Origin of the sequence: uncultured Faecalibaculum sp. (genome assembly GCF_910588395.1) — a bacterium.
Taxonomy (GTDB): Bacteria; Bacillota_I; Bacilli_A; order Erysipelotrichales; family Erysipelotrichaceae; genus Faecalibaculum.
This window is the reverse complement of record NZ_CAJUPA010000017.1, coordinates 25,979-48,620: the sequence shown is the minus strand read 5'-3', so window position 1 is coordinate 48,620 and position 22,642 is coordinate 25,979. Positions and strand designations below refer to the sequence as shown.

29 protein-coding genes and 1 tRNA gene are annotated in these 22,642 nt (G+C 52.1%); all 30 read right to left on the bottom strand.

Annotated features, from left to right (window positions below; translation table 11 throughout):
• Positions 1-1,782, bottom strand: a 1,782-nt coding sequence (locus QZ305_RS06215; RefSeq protein WP_294730859.1) for a phage tail spike protein, incomplete at its 3' end; no start/stop codon positions are given.
• Positions 1,779-3,335, bottom strand: coding sequence for a distal tail protein Dit (locus tag QZ305_RS06210; protein WP_294730858.1), 1,557 nt, complete (start codon positions 3,333-3,335; stop codon positions 1,779-1,781). The genes QZ305_RS06215 and QZ305_RS06210, both read right to left, overlap by 4 nt.
• Positions 3,332-7,465, bottom strand: coding sequence for a tape measure protein (locus QZ305_RS06205; protein ID WP_294730856.1), 4,134 nt, complete (start codon positions 7,463-7,465; stop codon positions 3,332-3,334). The genes QZ305_RS06210 and QZ305_RS06205 overlap by 4 nt, the downstream gene beginning before the upstream one ends.
• A gap of 1 nt (position 7,466) precedes the next feature.
• On the bottom strand, positions 7,467-7,763 hold the full coding sequence (locus tag QZ305_RS06200; RefSeq protein WP_276907001.1) for a hypothetical protein: 297 nt from the start codon (positions 7,761-7,763) through the stop codon (positions 7,467-7,469).
• 56 nt (positions 7,764-7,819) lie between these two features.
• On the bottom strand, positions 7,820-8,197 hold the full coding sequence (locus QZ305_RS06195) for a tail assembly chaperone (protein WP_289684127.1): 378 nt from the start codon (positions 8,195-8,197) through the stop codon (positions 7,820-7,822).
• 59 nt (positions 8,198-8,256) lie between these two features.
• Positions 8,257-8,805 (bottom strand): phage major tail protein, TP901-1 family, encoded by a 549-nt coding sequence (locus QZ305_RS06190; protein ID WP_289684125.1) that lies wholly within the window; start codon positions 8,803-8,805, stop codon positions 8,257-8,259.
• A complete protein-coding gene (locus QZ305_RS06185) occupies positions 8,802-9,200 on the bottom strand; it encodes a hypothetical protein (protein ID WP_294730855.1) in 399 nt (132 codons plus the stop codon). The genes QZ305_RS06190 and QZ305_RS06185 overlap by 4 nt, the downstream gene beginning before the upstream one ends.
• A gap of 1 nt (position 9,201) precedes the next feature.
• A complete protein-coding gene (locus QZ305_RS06180; RefSeq protein ID WP_289684121.1) occupies positions 9,202-9,558 on the bottom strand; it encodes an HK97-gp10 family putative phage morphogenesis protein in 357 nt (118 codons plus the stop codon).
• Positions 9,555-9,854, bottom strand: coding sequence for a hypothetical protein (locus QZ305_RS06175; RefSeq protein ID WP_289684120.1), 300 nt, complete (start codon positions 9,852-9,854; stop codon positions 9,555-9,557). The genes QZ305_RS06180 and QZ305_RS06175 overlap by 4 nt, the downstream gene beginning before the upstream one ends.
• Positions 9,851-10,174 carry a phage head-tail connector protein gene (locus tag QZ305_RS06170; protein ID WP_294730854.1) on the bottom strand — a complete coding sequence of 108 codons (324 nt, stop codon included), beginning with the start codon at positions 10,172-10,174 and terminating at the stop codon, positions 9,851-9,853. Before QZ305_RS06170 ends, QZ305_RS06175 begins: the two co-directional genes overlap by 4 nt.
• Before the next feature lie 8 nt (positions 10,175-10,182).
• A complete protein-coding gene (locus QZ305_RS06165; protein WP_294730853.1) occupies positions 10,183-11,097 on the bottom strand; it encodes a hypothetical protein in 915 nt (304 codons plus the stop codon).
• A 9-nt stretch (positions 11,098-11,106) separates the two neighbouring features.
• Positions 11,107-11,739, bottom strand: a complete 633-nt coding sequence (locus QZ305_RS06160; protein WP_294730852.1) for a DUF4355 domain-containing protein — start codon at positions 11,737-11,739, stop codon at positions 11,107-11,109.
• A gap of 123 nt (positions 11,740-11,862) precedes the next feature.
• Positions 11,863-12,159 carry a ribosomal-processing cysteine protease Prp gene (locus QZ305_RS06155; RefSeq protein WP_289684114.1) on the bottom strand — a complete coding sequence of 99 codons (297 nt, stop codon included), beginning with the start codon at positions 12,157-12,159 and terminating at the stop codon, positions 11,863-11,865.
• Complete coding sequence (locus tag QZ305_RS06150; protein WP_294730850.1) at positions 12,156-12,419, bottom strand: hypothetical protein; 264 nt, start codon at positions 12,417-12,419, stop codon at positions 12,156-12,158. Before QZ305_RS06150 ends, QZ305_RS06155 begins: the two co-directional genes overlap by 4 nt.
• Before the next feature lie 257 nt (positions 12,420-12,676).
• The gene (locus tag QZ305_RS06145; protein WP_294730849.1) at positions 12,677-14,410 is read right to left on the bottom strand and encodes a minor capsid protein; all 1,734 of its coding nucleotides are present in this window, start codon (positions 14,408-14,410) and stop codon (positions 12,677-12,679) included.
• Complete coding sequence (locus QZ305_RS06140) at positions 14,407-15,732, bottom strand: phage portal protein (protein ID WP_294730848.1); 1,326 nt, start codon at positions 15,730-15,732, stop codon at positions 14,407-14,409. The genes QZ305_RS06145 and QZ305_RS06140 overlap by 4 nt, the downstream gene beginning before the upstream one ends.
• Positions 15,733-15,751: 19 nt before the next feature.
• The gene (locus QZ305_RS06135; protein ID WP_294730846.1) at positions 15,752-17,026 is read right to left on the bottom strand and encodes a PBSX family phage terminase large subunit; all 1,275 of its coding nucleotides are present in this window, start codon (positions 17,024-17,026) and stop codon (positions 15,752-15,754) included.
• Positions 17,010-17,432, bottom strand: coding sequence for a terminase small subunit (locus QZ305_RS06130; RefSeq protein WP_289684104.1), 423 nt, complete (start codon positions 17,430-17,432; stop codon positions 17,010-17,012). The genes QZ305_RS06135 and QZ305_RS06130 overlap by 17 nt, the downstream gene beginning before the upstream one ends.
• Before the next feature lie 94 nt (positions 17,433-17,526).
• Positions 17,527-17,590 (bottom strand) — tRNA-OTHER (locus QZ305_RS06125).
• A gap of 100 nt (positions 17,591-17,690) precedes the next feature.
• The gene (locus tag QZ305_RS06120; protein WP_294730844.1) at positions 17,691-18,134 is read right to left on the bottom strand and encodes a hypothetical protein; all 444 of its coding nucleotides are present in this window, start codon (positions 18,132-18,134) and stop codon (positions 17,691-17,693) included.
• Entirely contained in the window at positions 18,131-19,342 is a 1,212-nt protein-coding gene (locus QZ305_RS06115) for an N-6 DNA methylase (RefSeq protein ID WP_294730843.1), read from the bottom strand. The genes QZ305_RS06120 and QZ305_RS06115 overlap by 4 nt, the downstream gene beginning before the upstream one ends.
• A 137-nt stretch (positions 19,343-19,479) precedes the next feature.
• Positions 19,480-19,914 (bottom strand): hypothetical protein, encoded by a 435-nt coding sequence (locus QZ305_RS06110; RefSeq protein WP_294730841.1) that lies wholly within the window; start codon positions 19,912-19,914, stop codon positions 19,480-19,482.
• A 17-nt stretch (positions 19,915-19,931) separates the two neighbouring features.
• Positions 19,932-20,147, bottom strand: a complete 216-nt coding sequence (locus QZ305_RS06105; protein ID WP_294730840.1) for a hypothetical protein — start codon at positions 20,145-20,147, stop codon at positions 19,932-19,934.
• A gap of 1 nt (position 20,148) precedes the next feature.
• Positions 20,149-20,721 (bottom strand): helix-turn-helix domain-containing protein, encoded by a 573-nt coding sequence (locus tag QZ305_RS06100; RefSeq protein WP_294730839.1) that lies wholly within the window; start codon positions 20,719-20,721, stop codon positions 20,149-20,151.
• Positions 20,718-20,891, bottom strand: coding sequence for a hypothetical protein (locus QZ305_RS06095; RefSeq protein WP_242324571.1), 174 nt, complete (start codon positions 20,889-20,891; stop codon positions 20,718-20,720). The genes QZ305_RS06100 and QZ305_RS06095 overlap by 4 nt, the downstream gene beginning before the upstream one ends.
• The gene (locus tag QZ305_RS06090; RefSeq protein ID WP_294730837.1) at positions 20,888-21,373 is read right to left on the bottom strand and encodes a hypothetical protein; all 486 of its coding nucleotides are present in this window, start codon (positions 21,371-21,373) and stop codon (positions 20,888-20,890) included. The genes QZ305_RS06095 and QZ305_RS06090 overlap by 4 nt, the downstream gene beginning before the upstream one ends.
• Positions 21,370-21,552, bottom strand: a complete 183-nt coding sequence (locus QZ305_RS06085) for a hypothetical protein (protein ID WP_294730836.1) — start codon at positions 21,550-21,552, stop codon at positions 21,370-21,372. The genes QZ305_RS06090 and QZ305_RS06085 overlap by 4 nt, the downstream gene beginning before the upstream one ends.
• Positions 21,549-21,821, bottom strand: coding sequence for a DUF6275 family protein (locus QZ305_RS06080; RefSeq protein ID WP_294730834.1), 273 nt, complete (start codon positions 21,819-21,821; stop codon positions 21,549-21,551). The genes QZ305_RS06085 and QZ305_RS06080 overlap by 4 nt, the downstream gene beginning before the upstream one ends.
• The gene (locus tag QZ305_RS06075) at positions 21,818-22,441 is read right to left on the bottom strand and encodes a DUF3310 domain-containing protein (RefSeq protein ID WP_294730833.1); all 624 of its coding nucleotides are present in this window, start codon (positions 22,439-22,441) and stop codon (positions 21,818-21,820) included. The genes QZ305_RS06080 and QZ305_RS06075 overlap by 4 nt, the downstream gene beginning before the upstream one ends.
• Positions 22,438-22,626 (bottom strand): hypothetical protein, encoded by a 189-nt coding sequence (locus QZ305_RS06070; RefSeq protein ID WP_294730832.1) that lies wholly within the window; start codon positions 22,624-22,626, stop codon positions 22,438-22,440. Before QZ305_RS06070 ends, QZ305_RS06075 begins: the two co-directional genes overlap by 4 nt.
• Positions 22,627-22,642 lie beyond the last annotated feature (16 nt).

Here is a 22,642-nt window from a genome sequence, read left to right as displayed (position 1 = left end):
GATGGCCTTGCCTGCATTGAGCCACGCCTTATCAAGCTCCGGTGCGGTATAGGCTGTTCCGTTGGGATCCTTATAGACCGCCTTGACTCGGACCCACAAGAATTTACCATCTTCGTAGTCCGGGTAAGTCGTCCCCCAGGAACCGCCTGTCTGGGCAGTATCAGATGTGGAAAGGTAGTATTCGTTGGTCAGCGAAACCAGCTTTTGTGTGGTTCCGTTGGCACCATCGTTGCCCTTGATTTTGGCCCATGTGTATCTCGCAGGGTCGGGGGAATCGACAGGGTTGCTGTCGTGATACTGTCCAATCCAGTCACCGTCTGGGCTGCTGAATGTCTGGCCGCCGTCGTTGGAGTATTTGACGTGAAGATAATCCGACACACCATCCACCACATTGGCAAAGGTCAGTTCATATTCCGCCTTGATGGCTCCGGTGCTGTCAAAAGCCTTGAATCCGTACACCGCCATGTCATCAAAGTCCGTGCTGGAAACGGTCAGCGTTTTACCATTCCCACACTCAGTCCCTGCCTTGTACCAGCGGATCGTGAATTTGTCGGTGACATCGGTCACGCCATCCCGGACAAAGGCTGTCAGTGTCGTAGTCCCTACACCGTTGACAAAGATGGTCCCGGCTGTGGAAGAGATACCGGCCTGATATGTCTTGTATTTCTCCACCAGCTTTTCCACCTGTGCCTGAATGGTGCTGGAAAGCTGTGATTTTACCTCGGTAAAGTTGTCGAAAGTAGTCTTGCTCCGGGATGGGTCCGTGAAGCAGATTTCCTGTTCAACGACCCTAGCTTGAACGTACAGAGTTGGCTGATAGGCGTCATCCTCAATCGTGAACCGGTCACCGATGGCACCATCCACAAAACCGTCCACCTCGTACTCCAGCTTTGGTACGGAGTTCTTGCGCAGTTCTGCAAGGGCACGACCATACAACATGGCCTGGTCTTCCACATCGCAGTCCCAGTAACGGGCAATGTACCCCTCTGCCTTATCAGGATTGACAGCCGGGAACCTGTCTTTTGCAGACGGGTTCAGGATGTCCTCGCCTCTCAGCCAGATACCGTCTGACTCTTTGGCATGAGAGTATCCCGCAAGAGTCAGTCCATCCTTGCCCCTGGGACGAATGGCGGTGTACAGGTCAGAGACATCCGAAGTCTTTTTGATCCCTTCGATTTCCTTGCCGTACCGCAGGATTTCGCCTGTCCTATCCTTGCCGGTTTGCTTCACGATGTAGAGATTCATATGGGACAGAGAAAAATCCCGGTTCAGGACTGTCTGGAAATCCAATTCCACGTCAAAGCTGTTGGCAAGAGAAAAGAGGCGCTTCAAAATCGTCTCCCGTCCATCCCATTTCAGTTTCAGCGCCCTGTCCGCCACCTCATTGTGGATGATCCTGAGGTCCATCGTTTCAGCGCCCCACTGCTGGATGTAGGCGGCAAGAGTCTTTGCCTCGGGTGCTTCGTACTTGTCAACTTCCTCATTCAGGAATTCAAAAGTCAGACCAAAGCATTCAAAGGATGTGTATACCTCATCCTTTTCTGTCTTCACTATGTTGAGGTAGTAGTCCTTGTTTTCGTGTCTGAATGACAGTTTGTTTCCCACTTCGATGATTTGCGTATCCTCACCGGTAAGCACCTTGCCCTCAAAGGTGTAGGCTGACCCGGCAAGATACAGATGCAGGGCCTCATCGAAGTAGTGGATGGCGTCCGGTCTGTCATTGTCCAAAAAGCCCAGGACATCATCCCGGGCGTTGAGGATCGCAATTCTTGGTGTACTCATAGCCATGCCTCTCTTATCCTTGCAACAACGGTCGGTTTAGGGGAGCAGAAGGATGAGAAGTAGAGTTTGACTTCCGTCTCCCCTGGCTCGGCCTTGAACCACTTCGTCCCCAGAATCTCATCCTGTGGCTTCGGCATCCCGGCCACCAGAAACTGACCGGTGTTGCCGTCGATTTCCAGCTTTGACCCCTGCCAATAGCGGTTGGGAACGTCACGCCATTTGTTGACGTTGCATTTATAGAAATCCAGTGTGTCAAACCCGGCACAGTACATCCGCTTGTTGGGCTGCTGTGCCCACACCTTGCATGTGACCTGCACTTTGGCTGCCACAAGGTTCGCCACTTCTGGGCAGTTGTAGGTGAAATACCCTCCCCAGTAAAAGAAGGTGATTTTGGATCCCTCTTTCTTGAGGTCAACGTGTCCCCAGTCTCCGTACCAGGGATTGTCACTGTGAGTGTGACTGGTCTGATAGGTCCAGGACCTGAGCACATGTCCAGCGTTGACTGCACTGGACGCCTGACCGCCAACTGTGATTTCGTACACCCCGGTGTTGCCGGACATGTCTGTTTTGTACCAGGTCATCCCTGCGATCAGCTGATTGTCGGCAGTCACGACATTGACCGTCATTTCCCCTGTCTGTCCCATCTGGGAGGCCCAGAAACACAGGTGTCCGTAAAGGTACCAGTTCTGAGCACCGGAAGCGCCGTTGGAATCTGCAGGGATGGTCAGGGTCCTGAGCCCACCATAGGCGTTTCCGGAAGCTGTGCCGGGGTTGTCAAGGCACAGGTAAGTCCGGCCATTGTAGCCCATGGTTTTCAGGGTGCCTTTGCATCCATAGTTCGGATGCATGACATCATGCCCGTTTGTGTCGTTGGGGGCAGAAATGAAGTTGTTGATATTTAGCAAGTGCTCCATCTGCTGATAGGTCACGCCGTCCGCTTCTTCCCGCTTGCCAAACTCCATGGCGCCGTGCTCGGAAGCAATCCCGACATAGCCGTTTTCGTGGTTGTGTGTGATTTCGTAGCGGATGGGGACAGGGACTGAGCCGGTATTTTCCACCATGATTGTTCCTGCGCCGTCCATCTGGAAAGTCTTCTCTGTGGTGGAGTACTTGAACGGATCCGTGCAGAAAATCTTGAATTCCCCCGTCGTGATGTTGCTGCCGGGTTCGGGATTTTCGATTTCGGATTTGGTCCCGATGAAGTATTTGTCCGGTTCATCCGCAAAAACGACCTCGACCTGGGCTGGCTGCAGCAGTCGGCAAAGCTGGTTGAAAGCTTGCCGGAATTCGAAGTTCGACTTGGCCGCAAGCAAATACCGAACAGTGATGACCCTGGCAGGGATCCGGCTATTAAGAAAGATTTCACCATTCATCCCGGCAATGGTGTTGGTGTTTATTTCCGTGGAGATGAGTTCACGGCCAGAAACATGAAGTGTCCGATAACCGGACACCTCATTTTCCAGCCACTTCCCGTTGATGCGCACAGCTTCATCAGGCAGGGATTCCGTTGCTGCGGTGGTTTGTCTTACTGTGTCAACAAATTTGTATGTCATCTGTCTCCTCTCAGTTTCTGCTTGATGATTTCCTTGCGCTGCTGTTCTTTGGTCATTTCGTCAGCTGTCGCCCTGGCAATCTCCCTGTCGTTGACGTTGATGGATACAGTCGGGTAAACCTCCACATTCAGGCCGTAAGTCTCATCAACCGACATGGAACCGCCGGCAAAAGAGGCGCGTCTGGGAGCTGCGAACTGACCGTAGGAAATCAGGTCATTGCCAGCCCTGGCGACCATCTTCTGGGTCTTGTCCATACCGATTGCAAGGCCTTCGCCGATGTAGCCACCGATTTCCATGAACACCCTGGAAGGGGAATGCACTTTGGCGGCGGCCGCTGTGGCTCTGGCTGCAGCATTGGCAAGAGACGCCGCAATGCTCTGCACTCTGCCAAGCTGAGACGCCATGCCGTTGGCCAGCCCCATTCCGATGTAAGCGCCGGCGGAGAACGCAGCACCGTAGAATCCGGACATGGCCGCCACGGCAGAAGAACATGCGGATCTGGCGATTGCAGGCATCGGGGAAACGCCGGACCTCAGTCCAGTGCTGGCTCCAACGCCCATGGCTCTGCCAGCCGAAGACATTGCAGAAACACCGGACGTCATGGCCCTGAGCATGGAGCTGACGCCGGAAGTGACTGACCTTGTGGCGTTTCTCATTCCGCTTGTGATGCCAGAAACAACTGTGGACATTCCAGATCTGACAGCAGACGCCATCCTGGACATGCCAGCAGCCGCAAGACTGCTCATTGTCGCAAAGGACGCAGTTGCTCTGAGCGCGGCAGACGCAAGGGCTGTCAGTGCTCCGCTTGCGGAAGATGCAGCGCCAGAGACTCCAGAGAATCCAGAAGCCATGACCAGTGCTGCAGATCCGGCCGATGTCGATGCAGCAGTGAGCTGGGTCAGCCCGGCCGTGAATACTGACAGTCCTGCGACAGCTCCAACCAGTCCAGCCATGGCGGCGACAGCGGAAGCAGAGAACTGGGTGATTGCGTTGGCTGCCGTGGTCACCTGGGGAGCACACGCGCCGACCTGCTGCAGCTGTGTCGTGATGCTGCTGAAATTCTGCATTGCGGCAATGGCACCTTCTGCGGACGCCTGAATCATCGTGAGTCCAGTGCCCAGTGCCTGCATCTGAGTGCCTGTGTCGCCTAAGCCCGAAGAGGCAGCGGCAATCAAACCAATGCCTGTAGCTACAGTCCCAAGACTGGCGCCCATGTCAAGCAGGTTAAGGTTGGTGATCTTCTCAACACCTCTTGCAAGTGCTTCGAAGCCACGTCCACAATTGAGGGCTGCCTTTCCGACAGAATCAATCACTCCGGAGATTCCATCAAAAAAGCTCTTGATGAGCCCGCCGACAGAATCGATAACTCCCGACACTCCATCCAGAGCATCCTCAATCGCACTGCCGAACTTTTTAATTGCATCACCAATCGAATCAATGATCGGTCTAACTTCGCTCAGCAGATTGGAGAAAGCGTTGATGATTTCCGGCAGCTTGGAAACAACCGTTTCCACCATCTGGGTGATGTTGGGGATGAAAGGACCGCAGGCTGTGATGATCTGTGCGATTGCGTTTCCAGCAATGGCAACCAGCTGGTTAAAGTTCTGCATCACAACATCCACAAGCGGAGTGATTGCTTCGGTGATGGTTGCGACCGCATCGGCAATGCCTTGGGCACATGTGGCAAATGCGTTCGCAAAGTTTTCGACATATGGCGCAATGGCGGTCAGAACTTCCGCCAGAGCCGTTCCGATTGCCTCAACGATCGTCCCGATCGCATCACCAAGGGCTGTGACAAACGGCGCTGCATTGGCGAATGCCGTGCCCACACCGGCGATGATTGCTGCTACACCTTGTCCCTGAGATGCCACAAGAGCCAGCGCTGCACCGATGGAGACGATGACAGCGGCAAGGGCCAGCAAATTGACGGGGTTTGCCATCTTCATCGCCTCACCAAAGCCTTCGAACGCAACCCCGATAGAAGCCCCGACAGACTCAATTACAGAGCCAACGCCCTGCAGGGCAGACTTGATTCCATCTCCCAGACCCATGAACAGGTCTCCCATGGAAGATAAAACTTGAGCTACCTTGCTTTTCATGGCTTTTGTGTCTTTTTCAGGCTCATCGGTGCCTTTTTTGAACCGTTTCAAGAATCCTTCGAGGGGGTTAAAGTTCTTCAAGAAGGAGAAGCCTTTGAAGGCCGCAATAGCCGCCATCACACCAGTCACAACATTTCCCAGAATGTCACCATCGATCCCGGCGATGAAGTCGGCAACAGCGCTGGCAGCATCCGCAAGGATACCAACCATCTGGACAAACAGGTCCAGCAGTTTGTCCAGGGCTCCGGATCGGGACATCGTCATGAACATGTCATTCACGACCTGCCCGACCTTGCCGAATGCAGTAGCCACTTTGTTTGCAACACCTGTGTCTGCCATTTTCTGGAACACCTGGCTGACGATTTCCAGCAGTGCCCTGAATTTGGCTGTGATACCGGACAGGACACCAGCCAGGAACGACATGTCGATGGATCCAACCATGTCACCAAACGCTCCGGCGACCTCGCCAACCAGATTGGCCAGATTTGCCAGCTGCTGAGTGATTTGCGGAAGCGCTCCGCTCAGGAAACTCTGGAAAGCCTTGGAAATGCCATCACCGAGCTTTTTGACGCCTGTCATGATCGGCTCAAAGGCTCCGGAGCCCATGGATGTGATTTGGGCAATCATCTGCGCAGCGGCCGCCTGAGCGCCCTTGAATCCCGTGTTGATGAGGCCTTTCAGACTGTCGATCATGCCGGCAATGCTGGTTCCGGAAGCCGCAAGGCCTTCGTCAATGGTCGTCAGCAGGTTAGCCATCCCCTTCTTTCCTGCATTGGCGAGGTTTTTCAGGGATGTGCCGATACCTTCGATGGATTTCCGGGCTGTCTCCGCCATTTTGGATCCAGAACCGGCCACTTTGATAAGCGCATCATTGAACTGGTCCAGCGAAATATTGCCTTTCTGCAGCTGTTCGTACAGTTCCTGGGTATTCCCGGAAGTGATGCCCAGCTCCTTGGCGACCTCTGTCAATGCGTACTTTCCGGCCGTTTGCATGGACATCCACGACTGCATGTCCACTTTTCCGTTGGCAAGCATTTGGGTGTACTGCGTCAGTGCCCGGTCTGCATCCTCGGTGGAAGCACCGGAAGCCAGCATGGCGTTATTGAATGCGATGGCGGTATCGGTTCCCTTGTCCATGTTGCCCAGCGTCAGGGTCAGGTTTTTGGCATTGGCAACGATCCCGTCCAGAGTCGTCGGCAGTCCGTCGATGCCGTCCGACATTTTCTGGATGTTGGCCTGTGCCTGGTCTGCAGAGTAGCCCATCTGAGACATGACCTTCGGAAACTGCTGCAGGGTATCATATCGGCTGATAGCTCCGTCAATGGACCCTGTCAGGGCCGAGAAAGCCTTCTGCCCGGCCGACTGCAGGAAGCCAAAAGCGACTGTCCCGGCAGCGTTTGACAGGGCTGAGAGCTTCTCTTTTACGCCCTGGACCTTCTGGTTGAACGGTCCGTCCTTTGCGTCAATAGTCGGTTCGGCTTTGGTAGTTGCCAGTGCCTTGATCTTTCGCCCTGCCTCGCTGATCAGCTGACTCGCCTTGTCTTTGGCATTGATGATGATGTTCTCCGGGTGAGCTGCAACCTGCTTCAGGCTGGATGCAACCTTGCGGATCTTCTCGGTTGCCTTGTCCTTTGCGTCCAGTTTGGCTGTCGCATTCAGGGCCTTGATCTGGTTGATTGCGGCCTTTGCCTGCTTTGCTGCCGGACTCGCCTTGTCCTTTGCGCTCAGAGTCGCTTCCGCCTTCTGGCTGTCAGCCTTTTTCAGTGATTCTGTGACTTTCTCGACGATGGGGGATGCCCTGTCGTCGGCTGCCAGTTCTGTCTCCGCTTTGGTCTTGTCCAGGCTTTCGGCTGCCCGCTCCACTTTTTTGATGGTTGCGGTGGCTCCGGCATCTTTGGCCTTGAGCATGATGTTTCCGATTCGTTTGACAGTGGCGTCCAGCGATTTCAGCGTGGATTCGACACGTTTCAGCGCATCGGTAAGTCCGTCATCTTTGGCGGAGAGAATGGCCTCGACCTTGTGACTGCTCACGTCATTCTCCCTTCTTCTGCTTCTCCTGCAGATACTTTTTCATGGCCCGGATGTAGGGGTTCTCTTCCTTCTTCCGGGTCTTTCTGGTTTTCGATGTTTCCCGCTTCAGTTCCTTTTCGTAGTCGAACAGGTCGTTCATCCGGTGATAGATGAGCCGGCCTTTCCTGTCCCGGAGCGTCGCCTTGTTGTTGGCAAAGGCCTGCGCATGGATCCAGTATTCCCGGTCGATGTTCTTGAGCCTTTCAGCCTCACAAAGCAGCCGGTATTCCTTCATGTCCAGATTCAGGACCTGCTCCATGGTGTTGTGTCCGAAAAAGCGAAAACAGGTAACAGCGGCGTCTTCGATGATTTCGTCTATGCGGAAAGGCTGGGCGTTTCCGTTGTCTGCTCCGCGATGATTCCCATCTTTTTCAGACGCAGCCTGCAGACATTCGCTTTCGACAAAAAACCGATGACCTCATTCAGCAGTGCCTCGGGGTCTTCGCAGTCGTCCTCGATGTAGGATTCAACCGCCGTCCGTTCCAGAGCGGGCTTCTGCCCCGCATTCAGCGCCCAGATCAGGTCCACCAGATAGCGCAGGTCTCCTGTGTCCCGGGCCATGACGATGGCGTTTGCCAGACCCATGTCGATTTCGGAATCTCCGGCAGCCCGGCGGTCCATGGTCTCGATTTTCTTCAGGAAGGCAAAGGAAGCCTTGAGCGGATAAGTTTTGTTGTTGATGGTGATTTCCATGTTTTCCTCGTCTTTCTACAAAAATAAAGGAGCCGATTTCGGCTCCTTGCTTGATTGGTCTAGGCTGCGGCCTTTTTCAGCACGTCTTCGAAAACGTACTGTGCCATCTCCTGCTGTTCTGCAGTCAGGGTCGCAAAGCCGTGCTGCGGTTTCTGTTCGCCACCGAAGTCGATGGACAGCTCCGCGAAGTCCTCAGAGTTGGAAGATTCTTCGATGTTCGTGATAAAGCCCTGGGCGTACTCCGCCTTGAATTTTCCGGAGTTTTCTCCGCTTCCGGCTTCGTCCATGTTGATTTTCCAGAGCTCGAACTTCTCATCGTTCATCATCGCGTCCTGGTAATCCTGATAGGTTGTGTCACCCTTTGCCACCAGAGAGGTCAGGGAGTATTCGACTTCCGCTGCACCCGGGACACGGACGGTGCCGCTTTTGGTCTTCACAGTGTCTGCATCCTTGGAAATGCTGCGGCTTCCTTCCTTCTGCCATGCCAGCACCTTTGCGTTTTCTTCGGTCTGTTTCGACAGCTGACGCAGTGCAAAGATGATCTTGGATCCCTGGACAGGGTCTCCATCGGCAAACAGCTGCAGGTCAATAATTCTGTTTTTGGTCATTTTTTCCTCCAGTATTTGAATTCGAAAATAAGGACCCCATGCATCAAGGGGTCCTTTGTTGTGTTGTCGGGAATGACTGATTCCTCGCTTCCGCTCAGGCACCAGCCAAAGCTGTCTGTTTCGTTGATGGACCTTGCCAGCGCCTTGGCTTTCAGCATCATCAGGCTCAGATCTCCGCGTCTTCTGGGGTTGTTAATCCAGATGTTGACGGTGATGGACATCCGCCCGAAGGCAGCTCCTTTCACCAGAAACTCTGCGATGTCCTGAGTGTCTCCAAGATGCACGAAAGGATAGGGCGTCCCATCCGGTGGCAGGTCTCCATCAAACACAGAATCCGGCCACAGGGACCGGAGTTTGAGAAGCATCGCTGTGTACAGTTCCTGAGATGCAGGCATGTCACAGCTCCTTCATGATGAGTTTTTTCATATCGTCCAGAAATACCTCTTTCTGCTGGTCAAAGGCAGGCTTCATGTAGGGCTGGGCAGCCATGAACCGGGTTCCCACCTCCACATATTCTGCGTACTCCGCCGTTGCTGTCACCTTGCCGGTCATTCCTCCGTCGGTGATTTCAGGAAGAATGGATCCTTGCAATTGACCGGTCGAATAAGGATGGCTGGGACATGGATAAGGTGCATTGGCTTTTGCTTTTCGGGTCAGTTCTGCAGTGTTCAATTGCACGATTCTGGCAATTTTGCCCTTGTTGACAGGAGTCATGAAGTTCTTCGGAATCTTCATCTTAACCTTGAGTCTCATCCAGGCACCTCGGAGACGATGAACGTCTGCTTTGTTCTAAGTTGGCGTGTCAGGTCGATTTTGTATGTCTTCCCATCGATGCGGATCAGATCCGGCTGCTTCCAATGCCCCATGACATGCAGAGTCTTGCTCCCCTGGGGAATTTTGTCATAGAGCAGATTCAGCATGTCGGTTCCGGTGTCCATGACGCTGGCCCACACAGGGAACGTGTGTTCCCTGTCGGAGTAATTGCCGGTTGTTTTGTCATAATCCCCGGGAATCCGCTTCACAAAATAGACTTTCTGGTCGTATCTCATATGAATCGGATCTTTCTGGAAACATCTCCGGCATTAGCTTCCTTCCATGCCTCGATGTCGTTGGCAAAGGCGGCAAAGTCATCCGTTGCCTGGTAGGTGATACTCTCCCCTTCCACGTTGTGGGATGACATGCCTTCTGACCCAATGCGGTTAAAGCGCAGGACAGTCACCTCGGTAACGATGTAAGCCAGTGCGTCTGGCACTTCGTCCGTGCCCAAAAGAGAGCACAGACGCTGCTGCACCAGCCGCATGATGGTCGTCAGCTGCGGATCCCTGTCAGTATCGGTAAATCCCAGCAGCGCCTTGATCTCTTCCAGCACGGTTTGACCTATTCGGTTTTCGCTGTGTCGGCAGTCACGGCTACTTTGATGACAGCGGACAGGTCTTCGGGGAAGAATTTGACGCCGGACATCACCAGAGTATCCACGGTTGCGCGGTCAGTAGCCAGGCTGTGAGTCATGCCAACCAGCCCGGTCTGGTCAGAAGTCAGGCCGAATGTGTTGGCGACTTCGCCGTTGGATGTCGGGATGTAGGCGCAGAACAGGTTTTCTTTGGCGGTCGCCACCACGGTGCCTGCAGTCAGGGACGGAGTGATGAAGGCGTCACCCATGCCCAGGAAGTTTTCGATGTAGGACATACCGAAAGCAGTCTGCATAGTCACCTGAGCGGTAGCGAGATATTTGGCAGCGTCAGCAGTGCTGATGAAATAGATCGGGGTAGCATCAACATCATCAAACTTCGTCTGCACAGCTCCCCATGCAGCCGCCATGGCTGCCTGCAGGCCGGTAGCAACAGCGGTTGCGGTACCGGTTCCGGTGCCCAGCAGCGTGAAGAAGCTATCCTTGATGTCCTTCTGGATAGACTTGATCAGCACCTGGTCAGTCTGGTCCACTGCGGTGGTGCGTCCGATTTTCTGGATCGCCTCTGCGGAAGTTGCCTTGCGGTACTTGCTCAGGGCAATCTCGAAGGTGTTTTTCAGCTTGCGCTCGATTTTGGTCAGGCCGATGACTTCACCTTCTGCTGCTGCAGTAGTCGGCTTTGTCTTGACCTTTGTTTCGTACATTTTGATGGTGGTTCCCACCGCCATCGGGATCATCTCGTTGGCAGAGATGACACGCAGCAGGGTGCTGATGTTTTCAGACATCCGGCTGGTCAGATCAATGGAGACTGCCGGTTCCAGGTCAGCTGCGGCGGTCAGGTTGGTTTCTGCAGCAAACAGCTGCAGGTCGATTTTCTTGGTCATGTTGTCCTCCTAATTCTGAAAGAGTGCCATGTTGTCGCTGATGAGTTTCAGGCGCTTTGCACGGTCCTTCTCTGCCATGATCTGTTCTCTGGTCAGGGTGGAAGTGGCTCCGGCCTTGGGCTCAGTGACATGCACCCGCTTCTTCACGGCTTCATCCACGGCAGCGTCAAAAGCCTTCGTGAATTCGTCGATGGACGCCTTCGTTTCTTCGGCGTCTGCTCCGATCAGGCGTGAAATCACAGTGTCTGCGAAGGAGTAACCGCGTGTCTGCAGTTCATCGCGGGCAGCCTTCATCATTGCGTTTTCCTGTTTTTCCAGCTCAAACCGGTGGACCTTTTCTTCCAGGTCCTTCATCCGCTGGGCATTGCGTTCAGCCTCAGACATGTTTTTCAGCCTTTCTGCTTGAGCGGCTTCCGCTTCTTTCTGGGCTTTATCAGCAGCTTTTTCCTGCTCCCTCTTGATGCGGCTGGCAATCAGCTGGTTGATGGCTGCCTGCTGTGCATCTGTCAGGGATGCAAGAGGATCCTGATTCTGTTCAGGTGGCTCGTTGCCCTTGGGAGCTGCGGGAGTCGTTTCTGCTGCGCCCTCGGCAAAAAGCTGGAGGTCGTAGCACGGGTACAGAGATTTGATAAATTCGGTCATGTTTTTCCTCCTAGAGTTTTCGGGGTCTTCCTGTCTGGACCACTGTTTCTGCGGAATTAAAAAGGGCTCCGCAGGAACCCTCCAGCTTTTAACGCCTTCCGTACTGGGCGATGTCGTCATCCGTCAGGATGTCGTGACCTTGATGTTTTTGGGGTAGTTGTCTGCAATGGCAGACACCGATGTGATAAACGCCTTCATGAGCAGAGTGGACGCTGAATCTGGGTAGTCGATGGTCAGGTTGTATCCATCTTCGGCTTCAACCACGCTCATAAGACAGTCAGAGTGCGCGTTCAGAGATGTCACAAGACCGCCATAGAGAGCCGAGACAGCGGCGCAGACAATGTCCGTGCCCTTTGGTGCGTATCCGGCATGCCCAGTGATCTGACAGGCTGTGAGGCCTTTTGTGGTGATTTTAATCACAGGGCACCCGCTTTCTTCATGGCCTTTTTCAGTTTGTGCTTTCTCCGCAGGTCCCCAATCCATTCAAAAGAGGCCAATAACCCCGCGAAAATAAGCGCCAGGAATCCCAACACAAGGACAAGCGTCCAGGGGATCCAGAACGGAGAAAGTACCCATAGCCATGGGATGGCTGTCAGGTTCAATGCTTTCAGGATAACCAGAATGGTTCCCAGCAGGTAAAACCAGCTGAAACCGAGTTTTGTGTCTTTGTCTTTCTTCATATGTTTCCTTTCTTCAAAAGAAAAAGAGCCTTGTGGCTCTTCCGTTTTATGTTCTGCTTTTTTGATAAAAATAAAAGCCCTGGATAAGGGCTAACATAAAGATGGCATAATAGGCTTTGTATTTTTCCACTTTTCGTAGATCTTACGGATGTTTTCTGGTGCATCGTCACGTAAGACCATTCCATCTTCTTCCCAAGAAAAAATAAGCCACGGTTGAAACTGTTTTCGCATTTTTACTCTTTTTTCATCATATACAGTCATTTTAATGTGTCTTCAATGAGCGTCTGTAAAATCGGGTCTCTTAAACCGTTTCTCTGAATCAATACACACCCATCCGCTATAAGTTCGTTCAGTTTCTTATCTTCAAAAAAGCCGTCTGCCGCATTAGCGCTAACATATTTTTCTATATACAGAGGATCCAAAGCTAACTGATTACGAACATATGTTCTAAGCTCATTTTCCATCCTTTCTTTTGCCTCTTCTATTGTAGCATTTTTATTAGTGTTGGAATCTTTTGCAGTTTTGATTTTATCCCAGTGCTTCTTATGAGCAAGTTCATGCATTAGCGTCTCTTCCCCAGTTCTTGCCGCAAAATATCCTTTGTCTTTTTCATAACGCTCAATTTCATCCTTTTCGAAGAGTTTCTGACTTATGTACAGTTTGTTTTTTTCGTAATCATATGCTGCCAATCCCGGAATATCCTTGTCATTCATGATGTAGACGCCGTCCAACTTTAAGCCTTTGCCTACAGTTTGAAGAATCCTCTTCGTTTCCTGCAACGCCTTTTGAGCATACTTAGAATTTGTCTGTGTATAAAAAAGACCAAATTCATCTGCTTGATGGAATTTATATTTGCCTTTTCCAAAGCTGACAGTTTTCTTGATGGCTTTACCCATGAAATCAAATCCGACCGCTTTATCACGACTCAATGCTTTCCACTCCTGCCAGCTAATGCCCGACTTCTCATAGTCGGCCATCCATTCATCGAAGTGTGAAACATCCTCATCAGATATCTTGTCAATTCCCAGATCCTTCTCCATCTGTTCCCGGTCAACGGCAGGAGCAGTGAAACACCGGCAGTTGGGGTGAAGTGGCGGAGCGGTCTTCCCAGGCTCCATTTTCCGCATAGGATAAGTGCGTCCATCATGCTTTCTGCATTCTGGACAGCAGCTTGGATTGGTCAGGTACATGAAGTCGTTGAAGCCACACTTTTCGTATGCATCCTGTTCTGCTTGCGTCTGCACTCTGGCCAATTCTGTCCTCATGAGACGTGAGGCCTGCGCTTTAGTGGTGTTCCCAATTTTCTGGAGCTTCCGTGTGAATGGTGCTGCCCCTTTGCCCAGGATGAGGCATTCAGACAGCGCCTTGTTAAGCTGCTTCTGCAGCTGCGTCTGCTGTTTTCCCCAGATTCGCTTGGAAAACTCCTGTCCGTGGAATGAGGCCCTTGCGATGGTCTCCACCATTGGCTGGATGTCGTCCAGCACGGTGTTTCCGAGGATCCCGGCCTGATGCTGAAATGTGTCGTAGGTCCGCTGCCACAGTGCCATGTCGATGGTCTCTTCCGTCTTGGATTGAGCCTTTAAAATACGCAGTTTCATCTGCGATTTGAGCATTTCCAGCCGGTTGATGCGCATTGTTGCGTTGTACCTGAGCATTTCCTCGTTGGCTTCATCCGAGAAGTAGATGGAAGCCCGCTTGTCTGTGCCTTCCGCAAAGTCCTTCGCTGCCAGTTCGCAGTAAAACTTGGCTCTTGTGGCGTACCAGTCAATGTCGGTCTTGCTCAGGTACTTTCTGGCTTCCGCCATGGACATTTCTGCGTTGTTTGCAAAGCGGCTGTAAAATAGCGCGATCTCGTCATCCAGTTCACTGATCATTCTTTGATAGATCTGGTCAATCTGGTCTTCCCAGTCTTTTTCTTCCTTCTTCAGGCGCTTGAGGTTTCTCTCTTCCCTCTTGCGCCAGTATTCGTAACCTTCCGGGAGCGCAGTCATGACTGCCTTTCATCGTCTTCTTCCGGATGTTCCTCTTCGTCCTCGTGGTCGTGAGCGTTGAAGTCGTCCAGCGGTTCCGGCTGGGCTTTTTCTTCTTCCTCGATCCGCTCAATTTCAGCCTGCACATTGTCCACGATGGACAGAGTTTCCAGCTGCGTCCGCCTGGAAACGATGCCTGACAGCTGTGCGGCCGTCTGAGCCTCTTCCAGGGCGTTTGCAGGCAGGTTCGGAGTGAATCTGTACCGGAGTTTTCCCCAGTCGTCAGCTTTCGTCTTGCCGTTGATGAGAGGGTGAGAAAACAGCAGCTGCCACCGCCGGTTCATGCCGGATTCGAACTTCCTCTGTTTCGCCTTGAACAGGTTCAGGGTGTTCAGCAATTTGTACTGCATGGCAATGCCACTGGAAGTGCCGAACTTCTCATCATTGATGTTCGGTACCATGCAAATCTGGTAAATCAGTCGCTCCATGGTGTTAAGCAGATGCTCCTGGGTTTCGTCGGCATTCGGTTTGCCCATGAACTCCACCACCAGCTGCTCCCCACCGATGTTTTCGAGGTTGATGATGCGCTGATTCCGCAGCTCCAGCTTGTCCGCTTCGTCCATCTTCGCCCCGAGGATCTTCAGGTAAGCATCTGCGAAATAGTCAACATCGTTGGCCTTTTCGGATAACGCTTTATTGAATCCGTTTATCAGCGTCATGGCTGATTCGTAGATTCCCTGCCGTTCGTCGTTTTCAATGAACTCTGCAGCTGGTACTCCTTCAAAGTTGTGGGGGACAGAATCTGTGATTTGATAGCTGCCCTCGTTGCGCTTGAAGTAGTAAATGTGGGTCGCATCTGAATAGGATCCCACTTCCTCATCGTCCGCGTTTTTGTACCAATGGACGAAGTACAGCGGGTCTTCAACGACTCCTTCGTCGTAGATCATGAAAGCCTCTGTCGGCGGCAGGTAGGTGATGCCCAGTGTCTTGTTCCGGGTCACGAAGTACATTTCGTAAGCCTTGCCGTAGATAGATGTCAGCTTTGCCAGTTCGGCGTTGTTGTCGTCCTGGTCATTCATGTTCTGGACCTGCTCCACGATTTCGGCGATGGACTCTTCGTCGCATGTCGTCTTGACCGGATTGCCGATGAAGAATCCATTAAAAGTGTCGACAATGTACTTTGCGAAGTTCACGACCAGCCGGTTGTCTGGCTTGTATTGCGGCTTTGCTTTCTGGCTCAGGATCGGGTAAACGCCCTTGTAAGCATCTCCCAGGGGCTTGTATCGCATGGCAACCTGAGCCTTTGCTTTCGCAATGTATTCCGCCAGAATGTCCGGCGTCATCTGTGTGTCTCTTGAGATTCTAAAAATCACATGTCCTCTCTTCCACCCGGTTCAACCGGACCTTCCTGTCTTTGCGCCACTCCTCGACTCCGTATCTCAGGGCGGCGATGGCATCGTCAAAAAAAGGAACCGGGTCATCCAGGTAAGTGTTGGACTTTTCGTCCTTCTTCCACTTCCACTGACTCAGTTCCTTTATCGTGTTTTTGCATGATGGATGGACAAAGATGCGCCGTCCTTTGAGCCAGTCTATCTGCGACTTGACGGAGTTCGGCTCCTTGCTGACAGGCTGGCATTTGTATCCGGCCCGCCGCCACATCTTGATGCGGTCAGGCTCCGCGGAATCAGCCCAAATCCGGCGATTCTTTGGCAGCCCCCGTTTGTTGGCAATGTCTATCCATTCTTCATTGTCTTTTTCGTACCCGTAAATCTCGTTCAGGATGAAAATGTCACCGTCTCGGTATCCCAATGTCAGGATCGCCTGGGCGTGATTATATCCAAAGTCCATCCCGATGCAGATGTCGGAATAGTCCTCGAAATTCTGGCTGATGTCGTCCGATTTCCAGTTCTGGAGTATCAATCCAGCCGTCTCGCCCCATTCCCCAATGCCATAGACTCTGTATCCTTCCGGGTCCCGCTCTTTTCGCATCATCATCCGGCGATGATAGGCCTCGTCAATGAAGCGGTTTTGGAGATAGTTGCTCTGATGTGTGAACACATCCGGGTGCTGGATGTCGAAATACTTGGATTTTATCCAGTGAGTCGCCGAAACCGGGTTGAAGCTGAAAGTCATTTGGTAAAACAGGTTCGGATTGAATGACAAATCGCCTCGAAGGCGGTCATCCAGAATGTCCACATCCGCCTCGTACAGCTCTGTGGCTTCCTCAATCCATATCCATGTCAGTTTTCCGTTGGCGAAGGTGATGGATTTCACTTTTTCGCGCTGTCCGTCGTCCTTCATGCCCCGGAAAATAACCATGTTTCCCGTTACCCTGCAAATCAACTCCATGGGGTTCTGACGAATCTGCCAGTAAAGCTCTGCCTGCTGCCCGAATATCTTGTAAATGGCGCTGCGCAATTCCGCATAGGTGCTGTCCTTGTTGGATGAGTCCACTTTGCGAACACAAAGAAGATTTGCACCGCGGTATTTTGGATCCGAAAGCTTGAGAATGAAGTCCTGGGCGATGTTCACGCTCTTCCCTGACCCGGCGCTGCCTTTGGCCAGTCTGTACCGTTTACGGCAGGCATTGAAGTCCTTGAACGAAGCATTGAAACCAACTTTAACTGTCTTCGCCATAGTCGACCTCTATCTTGATGCCCAGATCACCGGTCAGATTGACGTTCTTCTCGAACAGTCCGTGAGCCTTTCCCAGCAGTTCAGCGGCCTTGTTGCGGTCCCTGGAGCTCACCCTGACCTCTTTTGCGATTCCGTCCATGGTCAGCAGTTCGTCCTGCTGTTCACCTCTCATGACTGCTGTCAGGTACTCCATGACTTCCTGTGCATCGGCAGTCTTTTCTGTCTGGATCTCTTTCATTCGCTGCCGGATGTACTCTTTGACCTCGGGATAATTCAGCATCCTGCAAGAGTTTGCGTAGGCCGCGCTTTCACTTTTTGTGTTTCTGTAAACGGCCAGGTATGCCTTTGCGGCCTGGAAGCCGTTTGCAAGGTATTCGTCCGCGAACATCTTCTGTTTGTCTGTCATGTCGGCCTCCTTTCTGGGTTCCTTTGCAAAAAACCGACAGCCGTTGAAAGGGGTAGAACGGCTGCCAGTTTTTAGAAAGGAAATCTATGAAGATAGGGCCCTGCAGGACTCGAACCTGCAACGGTCATGCGACCGCCCCGCCAGATGGTTAAGGGCCCATGTGTCCACCCCTCAAAGCCGGAGACCATAGGCGACGCGATTGCGACACGGAAAAAGCTAAAGGTGTTCATCACCATGGTCTCCAGATTTCAGGGGTGGTCAGCAGAACATCACTTGCAAAAGATATTTCTTGAAATGCTTCAGCATTTCTATTTGGTCCTGCTCATGCTGCATTTCCATTTCGTACAAAAATTGTTCAGCTGAAATGTACTTCTGGATATTCATGTCAGCGAAGTACCGAACCGGGAAGCGGTCCAGGATCTGGGGTCTTATGTTCAACCCCGTTTGCTCCTTGCTCAGGAACTCCGGCATCCCTTTTTGAAGGATCCGATAAAAGAAGAATGCATCCACTCTGTCCCGATCCGGTTCGATTACGCAGTATTTTGAATCGACCGTCTGGTCTTCATGAAGATACACCAGCTGTCCTTTAGTAGCTGACACCTGCAGAAGCGTGCATCCTTTTGGATATACCTTGCCTTTCTTGGCCCGCTCATAAGTGGCTACATCAGGCAGCTTACACCTGACTGTTTTGGCGTTGATCATAGGTTGGTCCACTCCTCGAACAGCTCCACGAATTCCTGGAACTCTTTTCCAGTTTCAACGTTTTCGGCCTGCATCTGTTTCATCATTTCCAGAAGCTCCAGCTCCTGCTGCTTTATTTCCTTGTGTCGGTCAATGATGGCCCGCATGGACTCCGTCGGCGGTGGCAGCACTTCTTCCTCGAAGTTTGACACGTATCGCGGGATATTCAGGTTGTAGTCGTTTTTCTCCAGCTCCTGGAACGTCACCACATGAGCCAATTTGTCGATGTCACGGCGCATTTTGTAGGCGCTCATGACGGTTTCAATGTGCTGCGACTCCATGATGTTCTGCTTCGGCCTGTGCGTCATTTCATTTTCGGCGTTGATGACCAGTAGGTCGTCAGAGTGATTGCGAAAGACCATGACAGCCACCGGAATGTCTGTTGCCGCAAACAACGCCCGAGGCAGTCCGATGACTGCGCTCACTCTGTGGTCACAGAGCAGCTGCTTGCGGATATCCGCTTCGGTGTTGCCTCGAAACAACACGCCATGTGGCAGGATGGCTGACATGATGCCGTCATCCTTGAGCATGTCCAGCCCGATCAGGACAAAAGCGTAATCGGCCGCCTTTTTCGGTGGTACCGAGTAGCTGCCGAACCGGATGTCATGCACCCCGTTCCACTTGAGGGAGTAAGGCGGGTTGGTGATAACCGCATCCACCTTGTCATGCGGAAAGTCGTCTGCTTTTGTGACTGTGCCATCCTGGATCCGATAGACAGCCTGCACGTCCTCTGTGAGCAGGTCACCGTGCACGACCCATGCAGATATAGACCGGACAGCGAGGTTGAAGCACAGGAAAGGCACTGCCGCAGATGACAGCTCGTAGCAGATGAACTCCGCATCCGGGTTCCTGCTCCATGCTTCCAGCGTCAGAGAGCCTGTCCCTGAACACAGGTCAGCAATCAGCTGCCGATTTCCGGTTATCTCTGCCACGATCTGGCAGATGCTCTCCGGCGTATAGTCCTGCATCAAGTTCGACCTGTCCGCTTGATTCTCCTGGAAGTAATCCCGGAGATAATCGTGCTTTGTGTTTGGAAACATTTTTTTGTAATTTGAGCATATTACTGACAGCTTTGTGCTGTCGTTGATGACTTCCATCATCGCTGCAGGCAGTTCGTGAGGCTCTTTGACTCCAAAAAGCTCATGGATCTTATCTCTGATTTCTGACATGCTGCGGCCCCCTTCCGGCGTGATGACAAAACAAAAAGGGCGCACACGGTACCATGCACGTCCTTGTTGTTTTTGTCTGGTCGATTTCTTCGACACTATCATTTTACACCCTTGACCAGGGTGACTAGTCACCACTTTCAGAGGATTTTGTCCAGTTCCCGGTACAGATGGCTGTGGATCTTGCCACGTGCATATCCATATTCGTCTGCGATGCAGTCCAGGGATTTGGACGTGTGATACAGATCGTGAAGCATCGACTGGTCTTCCGGACACAGGAGACTGGCTTTTTCGGCCTGCAGCAAACTGTAAGTCAGCCAGTCCAGCTTCTTTTCCAGTTCGTCTTTTTTCTCAATCAGCCAGAGCATCCGCTCATCTCCCGTTGACGGGCTTGTTGTCGTGGGCATGGGAAGGGATGACCTCATCTGCTCCGGCGTCATTTCGATGCCGTGATGGCTGAGACCTTTCATGTCCTGGACCACCTTCAGGATCTCCAGATTCGTTTCGTCGATGTCTCTTTTGATGCGGTATTTTTCCCGGTAAGCCGCCAGGAACATTCTTGTGCTTGCCTTCAAATCAAACTCCCTTTCGTTCACATATCCCGAATGACTGTCTTGACGGAATCAATGCAGGAATCCCATGCGGCTGCTGTGTAGCCTTCGGATTTCAGCTTCATGTCTTCCAGCTTTTTGAGCAGCCGGGAGCGGGAGATTTCATCCCGCCGTGCCCAGTTGTAAGCGAATGACGCAAGATTGAGTCCTGCCGTGAACCACATCAGCCCTATTGCCCAGTGTGCTGCATTCTCCATGTCAGATGACCCCCGGCTCCATGCGCCGTGCCAGCTCTTTCTCGGCCAGCTCCAGGACTGCAGCAACATCGCCCTCTGCTGTGTCTGTGATGGACTCTGCGGAGTCCTTGATTGCGAACATCGCAAACATCAGCTTTTTCACTTCATCAAACCTCATCTTTTCGGGCACATTCACTTTCTCTTCTGCTTTCATTTTCCTTTCCTCTTCCAGTTCTTTCCTGATTTCGTCCATCCTTGCGCCGGCAGCCAGTTCAGCTGCCTGCCGGATCGTGTCGTTCTTTTTGTAGGCCTGCTGCTGCTCGTTTCGCCAGTTGCGTTCTGCGGCGTTGTCGTGAGCGCGACGGCCCTTTAATTCCGGCAGGGGTGCTGCGGCTGGCATTCCACCAGCCTTTTCGTAAGCCCGCTGCTTCTTTGCCAGGGCCGCTGTCAGCTGGACACGGATGTCGTCAGGGGGCTGTATGAGGCCCCGCTCCCATTTGCTGACGATGGACTGGTCTGTACCGACAGCCCTTGCCACCTGCGTCTGGCTCCATTTATTTTTCTTGCGCCATTCGGCGATTTCAGATCCGGTCATTTTTCCTCCAAAGGCTCCACCTTGAAATTGACGATTTCGTTCATGGCATACCTGTACAAAAAATCCGACATCAGCAGTCCCAGACTATCTCCTGTGTAAATAACCCGTGAGCATAAGAGTTCGCCGGGGTCCTTTTCACCCTTGAACAGGATCGTTACTTTGAGTTTCATTCGTTCTCCCCCATCCAGCACAGCGCTGCTTTTTCATCATCAGTCAGACTCTCGATTGCACGACGACAGTCTGCTTCAGTCTCAAACCAGATGTCGAAAGCTGTAACATTGCGTTCTTTAGCACTCATCAATATCTTGTCGCCTCGCTGAGGATAGACGTGGTATCTATCTCCAAACACCAAACCATCCATTCCCTCATGTCCCCCAGCATCCAGAAATTTCTTTCTGGCTTTCAGGCGATGAACCGTGCGTTCGGCTTCTGCTTTGGTCTGGAAGACGTTTCCCATTTCCTTCCTCAAATCATCCATTAAACAATCTACCCATTTGAAAGTCTCAACTGAACCGCAGCCGTATATTGTGTAATATTTCTCTTCACACTCCGGCTTCCACGGCCCCTTTTCTTCCAGAATACGGATCGTGCCGTCGTCCTGGATTTCGATACGCTTGTCGCCGTTTTCGGCGACGAATTCTTCGAGTGTCATTTCACTTCCCCCAAAATCACTTTCACTTCATCAAGAGCCTGGCTGACTCTCTTATCCAACTCGCTAGGCCAAAAGTTCTCTCTTTTGCTTTTGATCCGCATGGTCCTCAGACACTTCTCTTCATGCCTGAGGACCATCACTGCTCTCTCAATCTTTTCGATGGCTTCGTCGATGGTCATTCCTGGTCCTCCAATTCCTCAAGTTTGTATGCGTTGTTTTCGGTTTTCTCGTACGAATCGACATAGTATTCTTTTTTGTCACCGTTGTAAGTGACCTCAAACAGTAACTTCAGTGCTGGAAACGCGAAGATTCCCTTCCAGTTTTGGAGCGTCTTGCAAGACCAGACAAGCACAAAATTTTCGGTTGAAATTGGATATTCGTCTTCAGGTTCTTCCATGCTCCGTGCAATCAGGATTCGTGCGTTTTCTTCATGGTTCACAGTTTTCATTTCCCCTCATCCTCCAATTCCATCCGCAGATACTCCATGGCCTTGTGCAGGTCTTTGTCCCTGCTCTCCCCGTCCTTGTGTCCTGCTCTTGCAAGGTACTTGATCACATTCCCCAGACAGAATCCCAGGTCCCATCCCTTGATGACGTCGATGGGTTCGGGGGTGAGCTTGTAGTGATCGGGTGTTGTGTGGGAAGGCTTGATGAGTTCCGCATCCTCTCCCAGTGTCAGGATGGGGCCGTCTTCCTTTTCGAACCTCTCCAGGAAGTCTTCGATGTTTGTCCCAAGGGTGGCGGTACAGCCATTTTTGTACTTGACGATTCGTTTCCCGCGCAGCCGGCAGTAACCGTCAACAATTTTCACGATATAGCGGTCATCGCCCTTTGACCTCCACCACTCGCCGGTTTTCGGGTCCGGCTCCTCTTTCCTGGCTTCATCCACTGCGTCGATGATCGCCTTTTTGATGGTGATGCCTTCGGCATTGGCGTCGTTCAAATGGAGCAGTGCGCACTCTGATCTCCCACCAGGCAAGCCATCAAACGGACATTCACGGCAATCTACCCCATGGCAGTTGATGCTTGACTGGTCAATAAGTTTTACAAGCGTTTCAATTTTTGTCATTTTCCTAAAGCCTCCATGATTTCCTCGATGCTGAATGCTTTTGTCGTTCCGTCTGGCAGCCGCATGTTCGGAACGGCGATGAAGGGGATCTCCTGACCTTCTTCCAGGCTGGGGAAGTCTTCCTTTGTGGCGACCCCCGAAATCACGTTTCGTTTAATCCATTCTTTTTCTTTTTTGCTTATCATTTCTTATCATTTAACC

What these genes read in the sequence shown, in the direction of transcription:
- QZ305_RS06210 (WP_294730858.1), bottom strand. Translation starts at nt 3,335, where the DNA reads ATGACATACAAATTTGTTGACACAGTAAGACAAACCACCGCAGCAACG.
- QZ305_RS06200 (WP_276907001.1), bottom strand. Translation starts at nt 7,763, where the DNA reads ATGGAGCAGGTCCTGAATCTGGACATGAAGGAATACCGGCTGCTTTGT.
- QZ305_RS06195 (WP_289684127.1), bottom strand. Translation starts at nt 8,197, where the DNA reads ATGGAAATCACCATCAACAACAAAACTTATCCGCTCAAGGCTTCCTTT.
- QZ305_RS06190 (WP_289684125.1), bottom strand. Translation starts at nt 8,805, where the DNA reads ATGACCAAAAACAGAATTATTGACCTGCAGCTGTTTGCCGATGGAGAC.
- QZ305_RS06185 (WP_294730855.1), bottom strand. Translation starts at nt 9,200, where the DNA reads ATGCCTGCATCTCAGGAACTGTACACAGCGATGCTTCTCAAACTCCGG.
- QZ305_RS06180 (WP_289684121.1), bottom strand. Translation starts at nt 9,558, where the DNA reads ATGAGACTCAAGGTTAAGATGAAGATTCCGAAGAACTTCATGACTCCT.
- QZ305_RS06175 (WP_289684120.1), bottom strand. Translation starts at nt 9,854, where the DNA reads ATGAGATACGACCAGAAAGTCTATTTTGTGAAGCGGATTCCCGGGGAT.
- QZ305_RS06165 (WP_294730853.1), bottom strand. Translation starts at nt 11,097, where the DNA reads ATGACCAAGAAAATCGACCTGCAGCTGTTTGCTGCAGAAACCAACCTG.
- QZ305_RS06160 (WP_294730852.1), bottom strand. Translation starts at nt 11,739, where the DNA reads ATGACCGAATTTATCAAATCTCTGTACCCGTGCTACGACCTCCAGCTT.
- QZ305_RS06150 (WP_294730850.1), bottom strand. Translation starts at nt 12,419, where the DNA reads ATGAAGAAAGACAAAGACACAAAACTCGGTTTCAGCTGGTTTTACCTG.
- QZ305_RS06145 (WP_294730849.1), bottom strand. Translation starts at nt 14,410, where the DNA reads ATGACTGCGCTCCCGGAAGGTTACGAATACTGGCGCAAGAGGGAAGAG.
- QZ305_RS06140 (WP_294730848.1), bottom strand. Translation starts at nt 15,732, where the DNA reads ATGACGCCGGACATTCTGGCGGAATACATTGCGAAAGCAAAGGCTCAG.
- QZ305_RS06135 (WP_294730846.1), bottom strand. Translation starts at nt 17,026, where the DNA reads ATGGCGAAGACAGTTAAAGTTGGTTTCAATGCTTCGTTCAAGGACTTC.
- QZ305_RS06130 (WP_289684104.1), bottom strand. Translation starts at nt 17,432, where the DNA reads ATGACAGACAAACAGAAGATGTTCGCGGACGAATACCTTGCAAACGGC.
- QZ305_RS06120 (WP_294730844.1), bottom strand. Translation starts at nt 18,134, where the DNA reads ATGATCAACGCCAAAACAGTCAGGTGTAAGCTGCCTGATGTAGCCACT.
- QZ305_RS06115 (WP_294730843.1), bottom strand. Translation starts at nt 19,342, where the DNA reads ATGTCAGAAATCAGAGATAAGATCCATGAGCTTTTTGGAGTCAAAGAG.
- QZ305_RS06105 (WP_294730840.1), bottom strand. Translation starts at nt 20,147, where the DNA reads ATGGAGAATGCAGCACACTGGGCAATAGGGCTGATGTGGTTCACGGCA.
- QZ305_RS06100 (WP_294730839.1), bottom strand. Translation starts at nt 20,721, where the DNA reads ATGACCGGATCTGAAATCGCCGAATGGCGCAAGAAAAATAAATGGAGC.
- QZ305_RS06095 (WP_242324571.1), bottom strand. Translation starts at nt 20,891, where the DNA reads ATGAAACTCAAAGTAACGATCCTGTTCAAGGGTGAAAAGGACCCCGGC.
- QZ305_RS06090 (WP_294730837.1), bottom strand. Translation starts at nt 21,373, where the DNA reads ATGACACTCGAAGAATTCGTCGCCGAAAACGGCGACAAGCGTATCGAA.
- QZ305_RS06085 (WP_294730836.1), bottom strand. Translation starts at nt 21,552, where the DNA reads ATGACCATCGACGAAGCCATCGAAAAGATTGAGAGAGCAGTGATGGTC.
- QZ305_RS06080 (WP_294730834.1), bottom strand. Translation starts at nt 21,821, where the DNA reads ATGAAAACTGTGAACCATGAAGAAAACGCACGAATCCTGATTGCACGG.
- QZ305_RS06075 (WP_294730833.1), bottom strand. Translation starts at nt 22,441, where the DNA reads ATGACAAAAATTGAAACGCTTGTAAAACTTATTGACCAGTCAAGCATC.
- QZ305_RS06070 (WP_294730832.1), bottom strand. Translation starts at nt 22,626, where the DNA reads ATGATAAGCAAAAAAGAAAAAGAATGGATTAAACGAAACGTGATTTCG.